The organism is Chryseobacterium hagamense (assembly GCF_007991455.1).
In the GTDB taxonomy this organism is placed as follows: Bacteria; Bacteroidota; Bacteroidia; order Flavobacteriales; family Weeksellaceae; genus Chryseobacterium; species Chryseobacterium hagamense.
Genome location: NZ_BJYJ01000008.1, coordinates 121,182 through 140,245, shown reverse-complemented (window position 1 = coordinate 140,245; position 19,064 = coordinate 121,182). Strand labels below are relative to the sequence as shown.

The following is a 19,064-nucleotide window of genomic DNA, read 5'->3' as shown; positions in this document are numbered from 1 at the left end:
AAAATCTTATATTCCTGCTGTGCCTTCTAAATTTCCTGCGATTCGATTTCCTTAAGCTGAGTCAGGTTGCGGTCGAGCTTTTTAATGATAATCCCGTATACCACCCTGTAGTAAAGCCAGACCATCAGCACCGTAAATAAAGTACTGATTACCGTTCCGGCAATAAAGCCGACCAGCGTGGAATTGGTAATTTCTATATTCTGGCTGTTCAGGATATAAACAATGAATACCGTAAAAATAGAAGTGAATGTAACCAGCAGGGCAATATTAATTAAAATAAAAGCATTGACCGTTTTTTTGAACTGGATGATTTTAAGAATGAAGTTTTTCAGGTTTTCTTCCACCTTAATGCTTCTGTAATTCAGGTAAAACCGGTAAACAAAATAAGCGGTTACCAGAAGGCTTAATATTTTCAGTACAAAGTAGATGTTATCAAATGTAAGTTCGAGTTCAGGAGTTTTCTGTACGCCGAGCCTGTCGAGAATATTGAGGAACGAATTCGCTTCTTTTCCCTGGATGATATAAAACAGCCCGACAAAGGTAAAAAACAGGAATTCCGCTGCACTGATCCAGAAAATATACTTCACATAATTCCGTGACTTCCTGTTGAGCATCTGAAGGATTTCATTGCTGCCGTATTTCTGCTGAACAGGTTGTTCCTGCCATGTTTTCTTAAAGTTGTCTAAATCGAATTCAGGCATATTTCTCCATCTGTTCTTTAAGGGTTTTCTTTAATCGGTTCATTTTCACACGCGCATTCACTTCGGTAATCCCGAGGTTTTCTGCAATATCCTTGTAAGGCAAATCATCCAGGTACATCATGACGATCGCCCGCTCCACATTAGGCAAGGTCTTGATGACGGTATACAGAAGGGAAACCTGCTGCTGTTTTTCATCATCATCTTCAATAAAATCGGCATGATTGATGTCCAGTTCGTTGGTAGGCAGGCTTTTGCTTTTTTTTCTGAAGAGGGTAATGGCTGTATTCAGGGCTACCCGGTACATCCAGGTGGAAATCTTGGAATTTCCTTTAAAAGAATCATAGCTGCGCCAGAGCTGTAATACAATTTCCTGGAAAAGATCCTCCTCATCCTCCAGAGAATTTGTATAGAGCCGCGAAACCTTGATAATCAGACCCTGATTATCCTTGATAAGCTGCGCAAATTCTTTTTCCTTTGAAGCCAATGGCGATGTAATAAATGGTTGCACGAAGATAAAAAATTAATCTAATAATGAAGCAATATAGTAATGTAACAATGTATCAATGTACCAATGTACCAATGTATCGATATAACAGTTTGAAGATAAACTGCTCGATTTAATATACAATACTTATTAAGCTGAATCGTACTGTTGTACTGTTGGATTGGTAAATTGTTACATTAAATCATTATCTTTGCATCCACGAGAAAATCGGCCTGTTGATTCTTATTTCGGTAAGGGTAGGAAAGTCCGGACACCATAGGGCAGCAAAGCGGATAACCTCCGTCACCCGCGAGGGTAGGACCAGTGCAACAGAAAGAATGTACAGTTCGGCTGTAGTGAAACCAGGTAAACTCTTTGTGGTGCAATGATAAGTATATCTGTTCTTTTCAGCAATGGAAATAGGGGCGGCCCGTCCTGAAAGCCGAGGGGTAATCAGCTCAAGTGGTGCAGCAATGTACCACGCAGATAAATAACAGGCATCCTGTTTTCGTAATGGGATACAAAATCCGGCTTATAGATTTTCTCGTGATTTATCTGGAATTCAGATAAAAAATGCGGAGCAGAGCTCCGCATTTTTTATGGATAAATATTAAAAAAAGTAAGATCCTGTGATCCTGAAGTGACTGTAAACCATTCTGAAAAGACGCCGGTAGCGGTGCCCGTTTGTGATGAATTGACCTGCATGTTGGCGGTACCTGCTACGGCAGGATCCCCGACCTGAAAATAATCATACTGGTTTCCTGTAGAAACATCCTGAAGCCAGAAGATAAACCCGGCCCACTGATTGTTGGGAACCATAAATGAGGTAATAAAAGGATCATTGTAATTGTAGGTTCCAGAATTGGCAGGATTTACGTAGTCGCTCACATACCATTGGGTAATATCCATTATGCTTCCTGTTCCGCCGGTAGTATCAAAGCTTCCATACTTGTGGTAAATACCTGAAGGCATGGTAAAGGTTCCGTAGTTGGCATTGGGAGCTGCAAACATAACCAATGGACTACCTGCAGTCGGCCTTGAGGTGAAAAATCGCCCCACGGCGTCAAAATGCGGATTCATATTGTTCATAACGAAGATGGAAGACTGAGCGAAAGTGGAGGCGCCTGATAGTGCAAGCAGTGCCAATATTGTTTTTTTCATAAAAATCGTTTTAAATTGAGTGATTGAAAATAAGCGAAAGCTGCCTGGATAGCGGCTTCCTGAGATTTAATTCTGGGATTTTAATTTACCTGCGATTTCACTGTTTTTCTGCTGATAAATCTTGGTGGCCCAGATGATGATGGCACTGGTATCGCCATTGGTCTCTCTCATCATCTGTGATTCCGAAACGCCGCTTGATAATACCAGATCTCTGCAGGCGGGTAGCAGCAATGCTTTCCTGCGGTCACTCAATTCGGTGGTGTTGCTTTTTCGTTCTTCTTCGTTAGGACGGTTCTGGGGATCTCCAAGGCTTCTGAAGGCCTTGTCGTAAGCCTGCATAGCCGGGGTTTTCATGCTTTCGGCCGTATTGGCCAGCGTACTCTCATTAGTACATGAAGTTAAGCCTAAAATAAGAAAGGCTGATAATAATAAATGCTTTTTCATAGTTAAAATTCAATGATTGGTTACTTAAATTTAATTTTTGATAAATATAATAAATTATTCAATACATAATTAATTTTTTTTCACTAAATAGTGTATTGTGATAAAACCAATCATTGAATTCTACAATATACTTAAAATCATTAATATCTATTCATTTTCCAGAATCTTTTTGGATTCGTCGAGGCTTTGTTTTTCGTCCTCCGAAAGTTCCGGGTATTTGAGGTTCATTTTTTCCAGGGTATCGATAATGATCTGGATCGCGGCGATCCGGGCAAACCATTTGTTGTCTGCGGGCAGAACATACCAGGGTGCATCCTCTTTTGCTGTTTCATTGATGGCGGTCTCATAGCATTCCATGTATTTATCGAAAAGGGCACGCTCGGGAAGATCGGCCGAAGAGAATTTCCAGTTTTTATCAGGCTCATTGATTCTGTCCAACAGTCTTTTTTTCTGTTCATCCTTAGAGACATGAAGGAATATTTTGACGATAGTGGTTCCGTTCTGGGCCAGATGCTTTTCGAAATTCCGGATGCTTTCATACCGGTTGTCCCAGAATTTACCGTCAAAATCTTTCACGGATTTCCAGGTTTTTTCGCTTAAATTATAGTCGGGATGTACTTTGCAGACCAGCACGCTTTCATAATGGGAACGGTTGAAGATCCCGATCATCCCTTTTTGGGGAAGTGCCAGATAATGCCGCCACAGGAAGTCATGCGCATATTCCTTCGAACTCGGCGTCTTAAAGCTCGTTACATTGCAGCCCTGAGGATTTACCCCGCCGAAAACATGCTCGATCAGGCTGTCTTTTCCCGCGGCATCCATCGCCTGAAGGACAACCAGAATCGACTGGCTTCCGTCGGAATACAGCCGTTCCTGCAGTTCACGAAGTTTTTCTTTTTCCCGGATCAGTAATTCCGCCCCTTCTTCCTTGGTCAGCTTGCCATTATATTCCGTTGCCGCTTTTTTGATCGAAAATTTTCCTTTGATTAAAAAGTCATTTGAAAAGTCAGTATTCATATTTTTATTTAAAGATTATAATTAGTGTGAAATTGCAGCCGGCTGATCTGCCGGCTGGATGCGGGAAGTTTTGATCGATACAGATCCGATAGCTTTAAATATCAGATGATTTTGTCAAGGTAAACTATTTTTCAAAATTTATTACATCCTTTAACCATCTTCTCCGTTAACCTCCATTGTCCGGCATCCGGCTTCAATCCTCACATAAATATACTAAAAAAACCGCCTCTTTGGGAGACGGTTTCTTTATCTGTAGTAGAAATGTATTATTTCGCGGCAGTTTTAGCAGCCTTTTTTGCCGCTTTAGCAGCAGCCTTTGCTTCAGCTTTGTCTGCCTTTTCTTTAGCTTTAAGCTCTTCAGGCGTCAGTGGCTTCGGTTCAGGAGCATTTGCATCTACGTTTCCTTTGATGTAGATTACGCTTCTGCTGTTCACAGGGTCATTGGAGAATACTTCAATCATCTTGTTGAAACCACCATTGATTGCAGTATTGTATCCTACCTTGATTTTAGCAGATTTCCCCGGCATGATCGGATCCTGGCTGAATTCAGGCGTCGTACATCCGCAAGAGGCTTTTACGTTTGAAAGGATAAGCGGCTTATCACCGGTATTGGTTACGGTGAAAAACCGGATGCCGTCTGAACTGGGCTTTACCGTCCCGTAGTCAAAGGTCGTTTTGTCAAACGTAATCGTTTGTGCAGATGCAAGAGCGAAGGTTCCGAATAATGCAATTCCTGCGATTAATTTTTTCATATTCTTAAATGTTAAATATGTTGTTAGATAAATTTCGGGAACAAAGTTAAAAATTATTTTAATTCATACTTAAAATTTTTTTTCTTTAGACTATTTTTGCAAATTGTAAAGTAAAGAAACAGAATTTATGCAGATTTCAGAAAAGTACAATCCACAGGAAACAGAACAAAAGTGGTACAATTACTGGTTGGAAAACAAATACTTCCATTCAGAGCCGAATGATAAGCCGCCGTACACTGTTGTAATTCCTCCGCCTAACGTAACGGGGATTTTACACATGGGGCACATGCTTAACAATACCATTCAGGATGTTCTGGTCCGTCGTGCGAGAATGCAGGGCTTCAATGCCTGCTGGGTGCCGGGAACAGATCACGCTTCCATCGCTACGGAAGCGAAAGTGGTTGCCAAACTGAAATCGGAAGGGGTCAGCAAGTCTGATATCACCCGCGAAGAATTCCTGAAGCATGCCTGGGACTGGACCGATAAATACGGCGGAACCATCCTGGAGCAGCTGAAAAAGCTGGGCTGTTCCTGCGATTGGGACAGAACCCGTTTTACCATGGAACCCAAGCTTTCCCAACAGGTAATCAAATCTTTTGTTGATTTATATAACAAAGGACTGATCTACCGCGGATACCGCATGGTAAACTGGGACCCGGAAGCCAAAACCAATATTTCAGATGAAGAAGTCATCTTTAAGGAACAGAACGGAAAGTTATATTTCCTTAAATATGCCGTTGAAGGTTCGGAAGAATTCCTTTCGGTAGCCACCACCCGCCCTGAAACCATCTTCGGGGATACGGCAATCTGCATCAACCCGAATGACGAAAGATATGCCCACCTGAAAGGCAAAAAAGTAATCGTACCGATTGTAAACAGGGTTATTCCGGTAATCGAAGACGACTATGTGGATATCGAGTTCGGTACGGGAGCACTTAAAATAACACCGGCGCACGATGTAAACGATTACGAAATCGGAAAGAAACATAACCTGCCGATGATCGATGCCCTGGATGACGACGGAAACCTGAACGACCACGGACTGCATTATGCCGGGAAAAACAGGTTTGATGTAAGAAAACAGATCGCCAAAGAACTGGAAGAAAAAGGCCTTCTGCTGAAAGCGGAAGATTATATGAACAAAGTAGGGACTTCGGAAAGAACCGGCGCGGTGATCGAGCCTAAAGTTTCGGTTCAGTGGTTCCTGAAAATGTCTGAAATTGCCAAGCCTGCTCTGGATGTGGTGATGGATGATGAGGTGAAATTCTATCCTGAAAAGTTTAAGAATACCTATAAATACTGGATGGAAAACATCCGCGACTGGAATATTTCCCGGCAGCTTTGGTGGGGACAGCAGATTCCCGCTTACTATTACGGGGACGGCGAAAACGATTTTGTCGTAGCTGAAACCATTGAAGAAGCCCTTGAACTGGCCCGACAGAAAACCGATAACGGTCAGCTGACAGCCGGAGACCTCAAGCAGGATGAAGACGCCCTGGATACCTGGTTCTCTTCATGGCTGTGGCCGATGTCAGTTTTCGATGGATTGCTTGATCCTGAAAATAAGGATATCAATTATTATTACCCGACGTCCGATCTGGTAACCGGTCCGGATATTATTTTCTTCTGGGTAGCCCGGATGATCATGGCCGGCCTGGAATACCGGAAAGAAGTTCCGTTCAAAAATGTTTATTTTACAGGGATTGTAAGGGATAAACAAAGAAGAAAGATGTCCAAATCTTTAGGGAATTCTCCTGATCCGCTGGAACTGATCGATAAATACGGAGCTGATGGCGTTCGTGTGGGGATTTTATTGAGTTCGGCAGCAGGAAATGACCTTCTTTTTGACGAAGACCTGATGTTGCAGGGAAGGAATTTTATGTCAAAGATCTGGAGTGCATTCCGATTGATTAATCTTTGGAACCATGAAGATAAACCGGCAAACGATACGGAAAATCAGGCCATCCAATGGTTTGAAAATAAATTGAATAAAACGATTGCTGAAATTGGTGACCAGTTTGAGAAATTCAGAATTTCCGACGCACTGCATCTGATCTATAAACTGATTTGGGATGATTTCTGCGGATCTTATCTGGAAGCCATCAAACCGAATTACGGTGAAGGAATTTCCAGAGAAGTTTACCTTAAAACAATAGAACTTTTTGAAGAATTAATGAAGCAGGTTCATCCATTTCTGCCTTTTCAGTCAGAAGAAATCTGGCAGTTAATCACAGAAAGAAAGACGGATGAAGCTTTGGTAATTGCCCGGCAGAAAAAAGCCGGAGCATTTGATGAGACCATCATTAAAAACTTCGAAACGGCATCGGAAATGATTTCCGGAGTAAGAAATTACCGTCAGACCAAAGGGATTTCTCCGAGGGAAGCGGTTGAAATTTATACCAATGCAACGGAATTCGCCAATGAATCGGTTATCCGTAAACTGGCCAACGTTTCAGAAATCCATTTCGGAACGAAGACCGATAAGCCGAGCTTTACCTTCCTGGTAGGGGCAACGGAAATTTCAATTCCGTTAAGCGACAACCTGGACCTGGAAGAAGAGAAGAAAAAGACTGAAGAAGAAGTAAAATATCTTAAAGGATTCCTGATTTCCGTTGATAAAAAGCTGTCAAACGAAAAGTTTGTAGCCAATGCAAAACCGGAAGTTGTAGAGGTCGAGCGTAAAAAACAGAAAGATGCAATGGATAAAATTGCCATCCTTGAAGAAAAGCTGAAAAGCCTTTAATTTAAAAATAATAAACAGATCGATGGAGGACAACAGAGGCATCGTTACATTGGATAGTGATACCGTAGCTTCCAATCCGGGGAGCGTACGGATAATGCCTTTCGTATTGATGAGGTACATGCACAAATCTGTTTTGCTGCTGATTCCTCTGTTGGTTTCCTTGGTCTTTGCTCTTAAGATTTCCCTGCTGTGGGGCGGATTATTTTCAGTCATCTTTTTTGTGATCAATTATTTGTACTGGAGAAGAAAAAGAGAGCATTTTGCCTACGGGGATTCCAATGGCGGTATTGTGGTTTCGGAAAATCCCAAATTGATTGCCGTTACTACGGATCTTTCCAAAGGATTTGCCGGAGGAAGCTATCCGGTGGTAAAGATCATACCTTATAAAGGAAAAGGCCTGCTGAATGACAGAATCGGGACGGTTGCCCTATACGAAGGAACTTCAAGCTGTACCCCCCACTGGAACGATTTTTTCCCGGTTCCGGTAGAATATGTAAACAGCAACAAGGCCGAACTGAAAGCTGTTTTACGCTCTTATTCCGAAGAAAGCTGGGAACTGCTGGAGGCCAGGATAAAAAAAATAGGCCAGCCTTATAAAGAAGGCCTGTTTAAAATTTCCACAGAAAACAGCAGCTGGTAAAATCATTCAGATTATTTAAAATAGGATTTGCCGGATCTGAAAGTCAGGTGACAGCGATAAATTAAAATTAAATGACACATCTAGAAAACATAAAAAAACTATTTTCCAAAAACTTCGTCGAAAATCCTTTGCTGGAAAGCTTCGAGGTCGGGAGAATTTATTTGTCCAGCGGGAAGCTTGTGGCCTGTGATCCTGTAATCACAAGCGATATGAATCCGTTCACCGTAAATTTTCCGAAGGGGGATTTTGCTGTTTTACTGCATAAGGAACGGGAAAGCAATTGTGTCGCCTATGCCGAAATTATTTTCAGCAATGCAGAAGCAGCAGACTGGAAGCTGGCCGTAACGGAAGGACAGAATGTAAAAGAACTTGCGGAAGGCGAAGTGTTCGGGTATCCTGTGGAAAGCGGAATGGGATGTTTCATGGATGTTGATACCCAGAATGCCCTGAATGCCCTAGAGCAGCGGCTGTACCAAAGTAAAGGGGTAGACTTTATGGGAATCTATGAAGAATTCTTTCACGAATATTTTTTCGATGAGAACGGCGCGATCGACCAGTTTGCCTTTCTGAAACCGTCGGAAAAACATCCTGGAACCATTTTTGCCTTTGAAACCGGATATGGTGAAGGTTTTTATGCAAGCTATATTGCTTATGATAAAAACGGCGCACCGGTAAAAATTATTACTGAATTTATTGAAATCAGTTAATAAATGTTAATTGTTCTTGAAACTCCGTTGCGAGATGGTAACTTTAGCCGAATCACAAAATAATAACAGCTAATATAAAACACAATGAATTTTTCTTCAGAACAGCCGAAAATCATCGTTGTCGGAAGCTCTTCCATAGATCTTGTTTTAGAAACAGAAAGAGTGCCCTGCCAGAATGAAACCGTTATTGCCTATAATTCCGAAAGCTATTTTGGAGGCAAGGGAGCCAACCAGGCAGTAGGTGCTGCCAGACTGGGAGCCAGCGTTTATTTTATAGGCTGTGTCGGGATGGATCCTCTTGGCCAGCAGATCATGAGAAATATGGTGAATGAGGGCGTAAACGTCGGCTTTGTCTTCGAGACTGATCAGGAAGCGACGGGAACTGCGTATGTAACGACCTCTGACGGGAGCTCTGCGATCGTTGTAGTGCCTGCTGCCAACAATTATCTGAGCATCGAGCATGTAGAAGCCGCAGATAAATATTTCCATACGGCAGATCTTGTACTCCTTCAGCTGGAAGTTTCTCTGAAAGTAATTGAGTATACCGTGAAGAAAGCTAAAAAGTACCGGAAAAAAGTAGGTATATACGCTTCTCCCGCGCAGCCCTTAAGCAGCGAAATCCTTGATCATGTGGATTTCATTATTGTAAAAAGCAGCGAGCTGCATATTGTTTTCGGCGAAGAGCAGCGGGAGGAAATCCTGAAAAAATACTTTAACAAGGTTTTCGTAAGGGATGACATCAATTCTACCGTTTATTTCGATGGTACGGAAATGAAGTACTGCAGGAACGATAAAGATAAAACCGTTTATAAAATGGGAATGGGAGATGCATTTACCGCAGGATTTGCCGTTGCCCTTTGCCATGAAAATCCTATCGAGGATTGTGTAAAATTCGGGAATGAAGTTTCTGCCAGGGTTTCCGGAAAAAAAGGTTCCCAAACCGGGCTTCCGAGGATTTCCGATTTTCTTTAAATTATTTGCAGCATATCGAAAAATACGGCAAAGTCTTAAAATACAGCATAAAATTTCCACTTTTACAGTGGATTTTTTCTTTTACCTATGAGAGAATTAAAGCTTACAGCCTCTGATCAGTTTTCAATTGCCGCCCATCTTTTTCTGCCCGGAACAAGCAATGGTAGGCTGTTGCTCATCAATTCGGCGACGGGAGTAAAGCAGCAGCTTTATTTTTCTTTTGCCCATTATTTTTCACAGAGAGGATTTACCGTGATCACTTACGATTACCGCGGGATCGGTCTTTCCAAGCCTGCCCGGATGAAAGGCTTCAAAGCTTCAATGAGGATTTGGGGGACTGTAGATTATAAAGCGGTAACGGATTATATTAAAATTCATTTTGGTGACTACAAAAAATATCTTCTCGGCCATTCGGTGGGGGCTTTGATTCTTGGGATGAACGAAGACTCCCGGATCTTTGATGATTTTGTTTTTGTCGGGACACAAAATGCCTTCATCGGAAATTTGAAATTCAGAACCCGGATAGAAGCTTTGCTGGGATTCGGAATTGTCCAGCCGCTAACCACCGGATTGCTGGGATATTTTCCCGCCCACTGGTTCGGGCTTGGAGAAAGTCTCCCGAAAAATTGCGCATCTGACTGGAGAACCTTAATTTTAAACAGGAAATCCACCAACCGGCTGCTGGAAAAAACCGGTAATTTTGCTGAAGAGCTTACCCGGCGTGTATTGGTGATCCGGGCGGAAGACGACGGATGGCTGACTGAAAAAGGTGTAAAAAGCCTTTTGAACGATACCTACCCGAATCTTAAACCGGTTTATAGATTAATTAAAACTTCGGAATCTGAACAGGGGGAAATAGGCCACGTTAATTTTTTCAGGAGTTACAATAAAAGTCTTTGGAATATTATATTAAACGAATTGACAGAACATGAATAAGCTGATTGACAACACGGTAGCGTTTGTAAAAGAAAAACTGGAAGGCGCAGAGGCAGGACACGACTGGTTTCATATCGAAAGGGTATGGAAGCTGTCTGAAAAAATTGCTGAGACGGAAATCTGTAATCGGGAAGTGGTAGCACTGGCTGCCCTGCTGCATGATATTGCCGATCCGAAGTTCCACAACGGAGATGAAACCATCGCGCTGAAGATATCCGGGGCGTTTCTGGAGAGCCAGAATGTTCCGGAAGAAGTGATCGGGCAGGTGCTGTTTATCATTAAAAATATTTCCTTTAAGAACAGGGGCGAGGTGCCGCAGAACCTCCCTGTCGAACTTAAGATCGTACAGGATGCGGACAGGATCGATGCCATCGGGGCCATCGGAGTAGCCAGAACATTCAATTTCGGAGGTTTTAAAAACAATCTGATGTATCACCCCGACATCGAACCTAAACTGAACATGTCCAAAGAGGAGTACAAAAAGTCGGACGGGACGACCATCAACCATTTTTATGAAAAATTACTGTTGCTGAAAGACCTGATGAATACGGAAAAAGGGAAGGAAATTGCACAGGAAAGACATGATTTCATGCTGAAATTCCTCGATCAGTTTTATAAAGAATGGAATGTTGATTAGCATTCCCGATAAACTCTTTTAAATAAGTATCTTTGCAGTATGGTATTGATGGTCCTGCTTATTTTCTGGGCATTGGTTTTTTCCCTTATTCTTTTCAAGGTAAAGAAAGGAAAGGGTGCGGAATGGGCGAAGATCTTCCGCATCCTGACGATGGTTTTTGCCATTTCATTCTTTACCTACTGGTTTATCAAAAAAAGTTCCGTAGGTATTGTACAGGACTCCGTTGCCCTGCAGGTGATCAACAAGCTGCCGCAACCGATTGACTTTTATGTGATCAACCTGAATAATCCCGAAGCGGGAAAAGCAATTGAAACCAAGCACATCGGCAATATCCGGTCAGAATACTACCGAATCGAATATCTGAGGATGGATAAATCCGATGAATACTGGATCATAGGATATCTCGGAAAAAAAAACCTGGTCTATTTTTCCCAGCATTCCGTTCCCAATAAGAACATCGATCAGATCATTGAGGTCAACAACTACATCAACCAAAGCGTAAAGCTTTCGGAGATTGCCAAAAAGCAGGTGGAAGCCTACAATTACGAAAATACAAAGCTCGGCATCTGGGTAACGCTGGATTTCCTGTTGCTCTTCCTCAATCTCGTCCTGATTACAAGAAAACGTAAATAAAAAAAATCCCGGTAGGTGCAAAGCTCTTCCGGGATTGTATTTTAATTCCGATCAATGTAACTTCGGCCATAATTTACATTCGTGAGTTATTTGATGAAGTAGAAAGTAAAAGTCTGGTTTTATGAATAAGGATTACCAGATGATTACGTGACAGATCTTTTCATTGGATAAATCATACCTTTGATGTGACATTAACACAAATGACTTCCGGCATCCGGCTTCCCTCTTCCATCCTGTTGATTTCAGGTTCTTAAGGATAATCCAGGATCAGCATAACCGTTTCCTTGAATTCTTCCGGGCAGTTCTTTATGAGTTTATCTTTATTCTGCTTACTGATCTGTTTCGGTTCCAGCCATTCCGTTTTATCCGAGCTCAGGCTGTTGTTGTCATACGTCCTTTTTATTTTATGGTCTTCATAAAAAGTATAGGCGTCATCCAGCCAGTTGTTGGCGATGCTTATGGTGCATATTTCCTTTTCCATTGCTTTTTAATAAATAGTTCGACATTCATTTAGTGGTTGCTGTTTCCGAATGTACTAAATATAAGGACGCAAATACAGGATTGTACAGAATTTTTTTAAAGGCAGGAAAAGTGAATTATTTTCGTTAAAATAATACTTTTTAATGTAATTTATTTCACTAAATAGCGAATAATGTTAAAAATTAAAATTTTTTAAAATAAAGTTCCGATGTTTTCAGTCGCCATTTTGGGGACATGAAGGTCTGTTTTCCATGCTTCGTTCATTTTTCTGATCAGATAGGCTGATAAAAGAGGGGAGTCTTTTTCAAAGCCCTGATGGACAAAAAAGTAGATATTCTGTAAACCTTCATTTTTCCAGGCGGTCAGACGTTCGATCCATTCGTCCAGCCGGGTAAAGTCGATGGGTGTACCGGCTGCCACAAAGCGGATGAAAGTAGTCGGGGTCGTAAGCCGCATATGAAGCATGTCTCTTCTGCCGGGGGTATCTACAATAATCTGGGTAATCTGATGCTTTTCAAAAAGTTCACAGGTGGCATTGAAAACTTCTTCGTTGTTATGCCATTCGGCATTTCTCAGCTCGATAGCCAGCGGAACTTCTTTCGGCCATTCTTTTACAAATTTCTCAAGCCGGCTGTAATCCTTCGGCTGGTAATTGTCATGCAGCTGGAGAAAAGCCATGCCCAGTTTTTCTTCAAAATTCAGAACTGCGGTGGCAAATTGGGTGACATGGTCCGTAACGTCAATCAGTCGCCGGTAATGGGAAATCGTACTGGTGATTTTAGGGAAAAATTTAAAGTTTCCGGGCGTTTTGTCTTTCCAGGTAATAATCTGTTCAGGAGCCGGCATTCCGTAGAAGGTACCGTTCAGCTCAATCGAGTTAAACTGGGTAGAATAATGCTTCAGCTCGTCTTTCGTGCCTTTAGGATAAAATCCCTTCATCTCGCTTTTCGTCCATTTCGCAGCCCCTACTGAGATATTCTCAAGCCCTCTGGTATTCCGGCTTAAAACTTCTTTGGTTTGCGGATGGTCTTTGGGCAATGTAAAATCGATTTTTGACGGATCTTCCACTTTTCCGAATTTCATAACTGAATTTTTTTGATTAGGCACTAAACAAATATAAGATAAAACCTACAGAAAACTGACTTCGGTACGCTGTAATTCATTTTTATATCCGGTCACAAAAAGGCACGCTGAAAAGCGTGCCGAAGTGAATATGTATTGTTTATTATTTGGGAATCTTATGCTTCACAAGCCGTGCAGGTAACAAAATTTACCATCATTTCTTTAGAAACAGAAGAACTTCTTTGATAATAAAGGGTTTTTACACCTTTCTTCCATGCTTCGATGTAAAGGTAGTTGACATCTTTCACAGGCATTGTCGAAGGGACCTGCAGGTTCAGAGACTGCGCCTGGTCGATATACTGCTGTCTTTGGGCCGCCTGGGAAATAATCTCCATCGGAGAGATTTCCTTAAAGGTTTTGAACACTGCTTTCTCTTCATCGGTTAGTTCCTTCAAATGCTGTACCGAACCGTGATTCAACATGATGGTTCTCCATGTTTCCTCATTGTCAAGCCCTTTTGCTTCAAGCAATTTCGCCAGGTATTTATTTTTACGCATGAAGTTTCCTTTGGCAAGTCCGGCTTTGTAGTAGTTGGACGCAAACGGCTCGATTCCCGGAGAAGTCTGTCCTAAAATCGCAGAACTTGAGGTCGTGGGAGCAATAGCCATCGTTGTGGTATTCCTCAATCCGTATCCTTTCAGTATTTCCGGTTCGCCATAGATATTGGCGAGTTCCCTTGAAGCCAGTTCAGATTGTTCTTTAATACGTCTGAAAGCCCTGGCATTGAACTGGGTGGCCTCAAAACTTTCAAACGGGATCATATTTTTCTGCAGATACGAATGGTATCCTAAAACCCCTAAACCTAAAGCCCGGTGACGCATCGCAAAGTTTCTTGCTCCCTGGAGGTAATAATTTCCTTCCGTCTTATCGATGAACTCGGATAATACGGCATCGAGGAAGTAGATGGCCAGTTTTACGGCATCGGTATCCTTCCACTCGTCATACAGTTCCAGGTTCATGGAAGACAGGCAGCAGATGAAAGATTCTTCCCTTGTGGAAGGAAGCATGATTTCGGAGCACAGGTTACTTGCATTTACCGTCAGTCCGAGATCTTTATACACCTGAGGTTTGTTGCGGTTCACGTTATCCGTAAAGAAGATGTAAGGAAGCCCCTTCTGCTGGCGGCTTTCCAGTACCCTTGCCCAGATTTTACGTTTGTCCATATCGCCGTCGATCATGTCCTGCATCCAGTAATCCGGTACACAGATCCCGGTAAAAAGGTTCTGGATCGGGCTTCCGATGTCTTTGATCGATAAAAATTCCTCAATATCACCGTGGTCGATATCCAGGTAGGCGGCAAAAGCGCCTCTTCTTACGCCACCCTGGGAAACCACATCCATTGCGGTATCGAAAAGTTTCATGAAAGAAACGGCTCCTGAAGATTTTCCGTTGTCCGTTACCGCTGTCCCGCGGTTACGCAATTCCCCGAAATACCCTGACGTTCCGCCCCCGATTTTTGTCTGCATGATCACTTCCCCCATTTTGTGGGTAATGCCTTCGATGCTGTCCGGGATGTGGACGTTGAAACATGAAATAGGAAGACCCCTCTGGGTTCCCATATTGGCCCAGACCGGCGACGAGAAACTGATCCATCCTTTGGTGATCATTTCCTTGAACGCAGGCTGAAGTTCCGGCTTGTACAGTCTTTTTGCCGCAGCCGTGGTAATCCGGTCGATGGCGCCGTCCACCGTTTCCCCTTTCAGCAAATAGCCTCTGTTCAGCATTTGCTCAGACTCTTCATTGAGCCACCATATGTTGTTGTTCTGTTCGTCCATAGTTGTTGTATATTTTCGAATTCCCGAGCGGTTTTAAGGCTCAGGAATTTTGTTTTTTATGTTATTAAAGGAAATTGTAAGACAAATAATCCGGAATTGTGAAAACCAATGTTTTATTCACTTAGAACAAATCGTTCGCCGTAATACTCTTATCGTGCTTCGTATAATCCACCGGTCTTTTCGCAAAGAAATCATCCATGGAATTGGCGAAAACCTCTTCCTCGAACCATACCATCGGTCTGTACTGCTCGGCAGTGATGTTGTATCTCGGCTGCATGTCGATTTTCTTTAAGCTGTCATCCACACGGTATTTCATGAAATTCAGAAGGTCTTCTTTGGAAACATGGTCGATTTCACCCAGTTCGAAGATCCAGCTCAGGATGTCGCCTTCTCTTTCGATGGATTCGTCTACCAACGTGTAGATGTCTTCGATATCGCTGTCGGTTAAAAGCTCCGGCTGCTCCTCTCTGATTTTGTTGATCAGGAAAATTCCCGCATTGGCGTGGATCTGCTCGTCAATGGAAGTCCATGCAATGATGTTGGAAACGTTTTTCATGAATCCTTTGAATCTCGTGAAAGAAAGGATAATGGCAAACTGAGAGAAAAGAGATACGTTTTCTACCAGGATACTGAACAGCAATAAGGCCGAAACGTATTCCTTAGGGGTTGCCGAATTGGCATGTCTCAGGGCATTTCCCAGGAACTCGATTCTGCTTTTTACGGCAGGGATTTCAATAACGTTAAGGAATTCGTCATTGTACCCCAGCACCTCAAGAAGACGGGAATATGCTTCCGAGTGACGGAATTCACATTCGGCGAAGGTAGAACCCAGACCGTTGAATTCAGGTTTTGGAAGATGCGTGTACAGGTTTCCCCAGAAGGTCTTTACAGACACCTCAATCTGTGCGATTGCCAAAAGCGCATTCTTCACTGCATGTTTTTCATGCGGCTCCAGCTGCGAATGAAAATCCTGAACATCTGCAGTAAAATCCACTTCGGAATGTACCCAGAACGATTTGTTGATCGCCTCTACGAACTGAAGCACTTCAGGGTATTCAAATGGCTTATAACTTACTCTCTTATCAAAAACTCCCATGTTAAAATGTCTTTATATTTAATTAATCGGATCAGTGTGGAAAAGTCCGGTTTGGTAAGCAAGTGTTTGATTGATAATATTTTAAGTTTAAAAGTTATTCACAATCAAAACCGCTGTGCATTCCCGGCTGTCTAAGTACAAAGTTAGAAAACAAGAACTGTAATTAAAAGGGGAAAACACTAATTCGTTGACTTTTAACATTAAAAGTTTTCCACATTTGCACGGAAAGCCTTTAGATATTGACTTCCAAACCTTTATCGTGGAAAAATAGGGGATATTGTGCGATTTGTATTAAACAAAAAAATACAAAGCCTTATTAATAAAGGATTAAGTAGTTAAACATGAATTTGTGGAAAGAAATTTCCTTTCTCCGTAACAAATTAAAAAATGTATCTACTTATTGGATATAAAACATAACATTACTTCATGTTACTAATTCAGGATTTACACAAATCGTACGATACGGGAAAAAGCAAACTCCACGTCCTCAAGGGAATCAACCTCAGCATTTCTGAGGGGGAATTTGTTTCGATCATGGGAAGTTCCGGATCCGGGAAATCCACGCTGCTGAACATCATCGGGATCCTTGATGAAAAAGATTCCGGGATCTACGAACTGGATAACGTGCCGATCGAACATTTGTCTGAAATAAAAGCCGCAGAATACAGAAGCCGGTTTCTGGGATTTATTTTCCAGTCTTTCAACCTGATCGGATATAAAACCGCTCTCGATAACGTAGCCCTTCCGCTGTATTACCAGAACGTTCCGAGAAAAGACCGTAACAGGAAGGCGATGGAATACCTGGAGAAAGTAGGGCTGGCCCAATGGGCAAACCATTTGCCGAATGAGCTTTCCGGAGGGCAGAAACAAAGGGTGGCGATCGCCAGGGCCCTGATTACCGATCCGAAAGTGGTGCTGGCCGATGAACCGACCGGAGCCCTGGACTCCAAAACCACCCACGACATCATGAAGCTCCTTCAGGACATCAACAGTGAAGGGAAAACCATCATTGTCGTTACCCACGAACCAGACGTTGCTGCGCAGACCAAAAGAAACGTGATTCTCCGCGACGGCATCATCGAAAGCGATGAGTTCATCAAACAGCATGTGTTGTTGTGAAGCGGTGCTCGGTGATGGAAAAAGGAGGTTATAATAAATAGAATTAAATCAGCGGACAGGTGGAGAATTCCCTCATCCAGCTTCCCGCTTCAAGCTTAAAAATATGTTTGATCTAGATCGTTGGCAGGAAATATTCAGTTCGATCCGCAGTAATGTATTGCGGACGGTACTTTCCGGTTTTACCGTGGCTTTGGGATTGTTTATTTTCATCGTGCTCTTCGGAATAGGATCGGGGCTGCAGAATGCTTTTACCCAGGGCTTTGCCCGGGATGCCCAGAACCTGATTTCGATTATGACGGGAAAAACAACCCTTGCCTACAACGGGCTGCAGTCTGACCGGCAGGTAACGATGAACAACGACGATTATGATTTCCTTGTTAATATCGATAAAGAAAAAGTGGGAAGTTCAACACCGCGATATACCTCGAATCTACTGGTGAAATACGGAAAAGAGAGCGGAAATTACCAGATCAACGGCGCAAAGCCTGAAGAACAGGTCATCGAAAACCGGAAAGTACTGGAAGGCCGGTACCTGACCCCGACGGATCTTGAGCGGAAACAGAATGTGGCCGTGATCGGCAGAATGGTACAGCGTGACCTCATTAAAAACGGAAGCCCGGTAGGAAAAGAACTGAACATCAACGGTACCATGTTTAAAGTGGTGGGCGTTTTCTCGGACGACGGCGGCGACTGGGATGAAAGGCATATTACAGTTCCGATCACCACATTGCAGCAGATGAAGAAAGGATCCGATACGGTAAGCATCAATTATATTGCCTACAATGAAAAGATGACTCCGGAACAGGCCATCAAATACGGTGACGAACTGAAAGACCGCTTAAAGGCCAGGAAAAATGTAGCTCCCGATGATGAAAACGGTATCCGGGTCTGGAACAATGCCAAGAATATGAACGATACCTTCGCATTTATGGCGGTGCTGACCGGAATTGTAGGATTTATCGGGATGGGAACCCTGCTGGCGGGAATCATCGGGATCAGCAACATCATGGTCTATATCGTAAAAGAAAGGACCAAGGAAATCGGGGTGCGGAAAGCCATCGGGGCAAAACCCGGAAGCATCGTAGCCCTGATCGTCCAGGAAAGTGTGGTCATCACCGTGGTTTCGGGACTGGTCGGTGTCGGGCTCGGCATTCTGGCTTTGTATTTAATCGGCAATAACCTGGAAGACTATTTTATCAAAGATCCGAGTGTAGGGTGGGGGCACATTATTGCGGCTTTTATCGCACTGGTTTTTTCTGGGCTGATTGCAGGGTTCGTTCCGGCATACCGGGCATCGAAAATCAAACCGATTGAAGCTTTGAGAACGGAATGATGAAAAGTGGGTGGTGAATGGTGAATTTCGCTTAGCGAGTGAATAGTGAATTTTAAAACTAAACTGAAATTGACAAGTGAAAGATGAATTTGCTTTGCAAGTGAAGAGTAAATTTATAGCTAACGAGTTATAGGTCGTATGAAGTTTAATCAGAAGCAGAACCGGAAAATCCTTAACCTAAATTCCACTCCTCAGGAGGGGTGGCGAAAATTCTGAAAGATTTTTGAAGGGGTGGTTTTTGGAGAAGGCTGAATGGCAAATTAAAGCTGAATTGAGAAAGTAAGCATTAACAGAAATAGAGGAAAAGTGAAT

The 19,064-nt window shown here is 42.7% G+C and carries 19 protein-coding genes and 1 other RNA gene; 10 read left to right on the top strand and 10 right to left on the bottom strand.

The features are described 5' to 3' along the window. Positions 1 to 26: 26 nt before the first annotated feature. Positions 27 to 701: a DUF8845 family protein gene (locus CHA01nite_RS09780; protein WP_146941132.1), complete on the bottom strand. Its 675-nt coding sequence runs from the start codon at positions 699 to 701 to the stop codon at positions 27 to 29. Further along, positions 694 to 1,185, bottom strand: coding sequence for an RNA polymerase sigma factor (locus CHA01nite_RS09775; RefSeq protein ID WP_072954385.1), 492 nt, complete (start codon positions 1,183 to 1,185; stop codon positions 694 to 696). Before CHA01nite_RS09775 ends, CHA01nite_RS09780 begins: the two co-directional genes overlap by 8 nt. Positions 1,186 to 1,405: 220 nt before the next feature. Between CHA01nite_RS09775 and rnpB the strand changes: the two genes are divergently transcribed. Then, an RNA gene (rnpB, locus tag CHA01nite_RS09770) (RNase P RNA component class A) lies at positions 1,406 to 1,736 on the top strand. A 46-nt stretch (positions 1,737 to 1,782) separates the two neighbouring features. Here the strand turns inward: rnpB and CHA01nite_RS09765 are convergent. From CHA01nite_RS09765 to CHA01nite_RS09750, 4 genes are all read right to left on the bottom strand, one after another. Then, positions 1,783 to 2,346: a hypothetical protein gene (locus CHA01nite_RS09765; protein ID WP_146941131.1), complete on the bottom strand. Its 564-nt coding sequence runs from the start codon at positions 2,344 to 2,346 to the stop codon at positions 1,783 to 1,785. A 66-nt stretch (positions 2,347 to 2,412) separates the two neighbouring features. Continuing rightward, on the bottom strand, positions 2,413 to 2,790 hold the full coding sequence (locus tag CHA01nite_RS09760) for a hypothetical protein (protein WP_146941130.1): 378 nt from the start codon (positions 2,788 to 2,790) through the stop codon (positions 2,413 to 2,415). A gap of 147 nt (positions 2,791 to 2,937) precedes the next feature. Beyond that, positions 2,938 to 3,807: a PPK2 family polyphosphate kinase gene (locus CHA01nite_RS09755; protein ID WP_146941129.1), complete on the bottom strand. Its 870-nt coding sequence runs from the start codon at positions 3,805 to 3,807 to the stop codon at positions 2,938 to 2,940. Positions 3,808 to 4,073: 266 nt separating this feature from the next. Further along, positions 4,074 to 4,559: a DUF1573 domain-containing protein gene (locus tag CHA01nite_RS09750; RefSeq protein ID WP_146941128.1), complete on the bottom strand. Its 486-nt coding sequence runs from the start codon at positions 4,557 to 4,559 to the stop codon at positions 4,074 to 4,076. Between the two features lie 127 nt (positions 4,560 to 4,686). Between CHA01nite_RS09750 and CHA01nite_RS09745 the strand changes: the two genes are divergently transcribed. From CHA01nite_RS09745 to CHA01nite_RS09715, 7 genes are all read left to right on the top strand, one after another. Next, positions 4,687 to 7,302: a valine--tRNA ligase gene (locus CHA01nite_RS09745; RefSeq protein WP_146941127.1), complete on the top strand. Its 2,616-nt coding sequence runs from the start codon at positions 4,687 to 4,689 to the stop codon at positions 7,300 to 7,302. Positions 7,303 to 7,324: 22 nt separating this feature from the next. After that, complete coding sequence (locus CHA01nite_RS09740; RefSeq protein WP_146941126.1) at positions 7,325 to 7,942, top strand: DUF3239 domain-containing protein; 618 nt, start codon at positions 7,325 to 7,327, stop codon at positions 7,940 to 7,942. 71 nt (positions 7,943 to 8,013) lie between these two features. Beyond that, positions 8,014 to 8,649, top strand: coding sequence for a DUF4241 domain-containing protein (locus tag CHA01nite_RS09735; RefSeq protein WP_146941125.1), 636 nt, complete (start codon positions 8,014 to 8,016; stop codon positions 8,647 to 8,649). An 84-nt stretch (positions 8,650 to 8,733) separates the two neighbouring features. Then, positions 8,734 to 9,621, top strand: coding sequence for a ribokinase (locus CHA01nite_RS09730; RefSeq protein ID WP_146941124.1), 888 nt, complete (start codon positions 8,734 to 8,736; stop codon positions 9,619 to 9,621). 87 nt (positions 9,622 to 9,708) lie between these two features. Next, positions 9,709 to 10,557, top strand: coding sequence for an alpha/beta hydrolase family protein (locus CHA01nite_RS09725; protein ID WP_146941123.1), 849 nt, complete (start codon positions 9,709 to 9,711; stop codon positions 10,555 to 10,557). Next, positions 10,550 to 11,194 carry an HD domain-containing protein gene (locus CHA01nite_RS09720; protein ID WP_146941122.1) on the top strand — a complete coding sequence of 215 codons (645 nt, stop codon included), beginning with the start codon at positions 10,550 to 10,552 and terminating at the stop codon, positions 11,192 to 11,194. The genes CHA01nite_RS09725 and CHA01nite_RS09720 overlap by 8 nt, the downstream gene beginning before the upstream one ends. Positions 11,195 to 11,233: 39 nt before the next feature. Continuing rightward, on the top strand, positions 11,234 to 11,827 hold the full coding sequence (locus tag CHA01nite_RS09715) for a hypothetical protein (RefSeq protein ID WP_146941121.1): 594 nt from the start codon (positions 11,234 to 11,236) through the stop codon (positions 11,825 to 11,827). A 250-nt stretch (positions 11,828 to 12,077) separates the two neighbouring features. Here the strand turns inward: CHA01nite_RS09715 and CHA01nite_RS09710 are convergent, their stop codons facing one another. The 4 genes from CHA01nite_RS09710 to CHA01nite_RS09695 form a co-directional block, all read right to left on the bottom strand. Continuing rightward, complete coding sequence (locus tag CHA01nite_RS09710) at positions 12,078 to 12,308, bottom strand: hypothetical protein (RefSeq protein WP_146941120.1); 231 nt, start codon at positions 12,306 to 12,308, stop codon at positions 12,078 to 12,080. Positions 12,309 to 12,499: 191 nt separating this feature from the next. After that, positions 12,500 to 13,390: a DUF72 domain-containing protein gene (locus tag CHA01nite_RS09705; protein WP_146941119.1), complete on the bottom strand. Its 891-nt coding sequence runs from the start codon at positions 13,388 to 13,390 to the stop codon at positions 12,500 to 12,502. Between the two features lie 155 nt (positions 13,391 to 13,545). Beyond that, positions 13,546 to 15,204 carry a ribonucleoside-diphosphate reductase subunit alpha gene (locus CHA01nite_RS09700; RefSeq protein ID WP_146941118.1) on the bottom strand — a complete coding sequence of 553 codons (1,659 nt, stop codon included), beginning with the start codon at positions 15,202 to 15,204 and terminating at the stop codon, positions 13,546 to 13,548. A 121-nt stretch (positions 15,205 to 15,325) separates the two neighbouring features. Continuing rightward, a complete protein-coding gene (locus tag CHA01nite_RS09695; protein WP_146941117.1) occupies positions 15,326 to 16,300 on the bottom strand; it encodes a ribonucleotide-diphosphate reductase subunit beta in 975 nt (324 codons plus the stop codon). Between the two features lie 426 nt (positions 16,301 to 16,726). On the opposite strand from CHA01nite_RS09695, the gene CHA01nite_RS09690 reads away from it, so the two are divergent. After that, positions 16,727 to 17,419 carry an ABC transporter ATP-binding protein gene (locus tag CHA01nite_RS09690; RefSeq protein ID WP_146941116.1) on the top strand — a complete coding sequence of 231 codons (693 nt, stop codon included), beginning with the start codon at positions 16,727 to 16,729 and terminating at the stop codon, positions 17,417 to 17,419. 103 nt (positions 17,420 to 17,522) lie between these two features. After that, the gene (locus CHA01nite_RS09685; RefSeq protein ID WP_146941115.1) at positions 17,523 to 18,752 is read left to right on the top strand and encodes an ABC transporter permease; all 1,230 of its coding nucleotides are present in this window, start codon (positions 17,523 to 17,525) and stop codon (positions 18,750 to 18,752) included. The last annotated feature ends 312 nt before the right edge of the window (positions 18,753 to 19,064 follow it).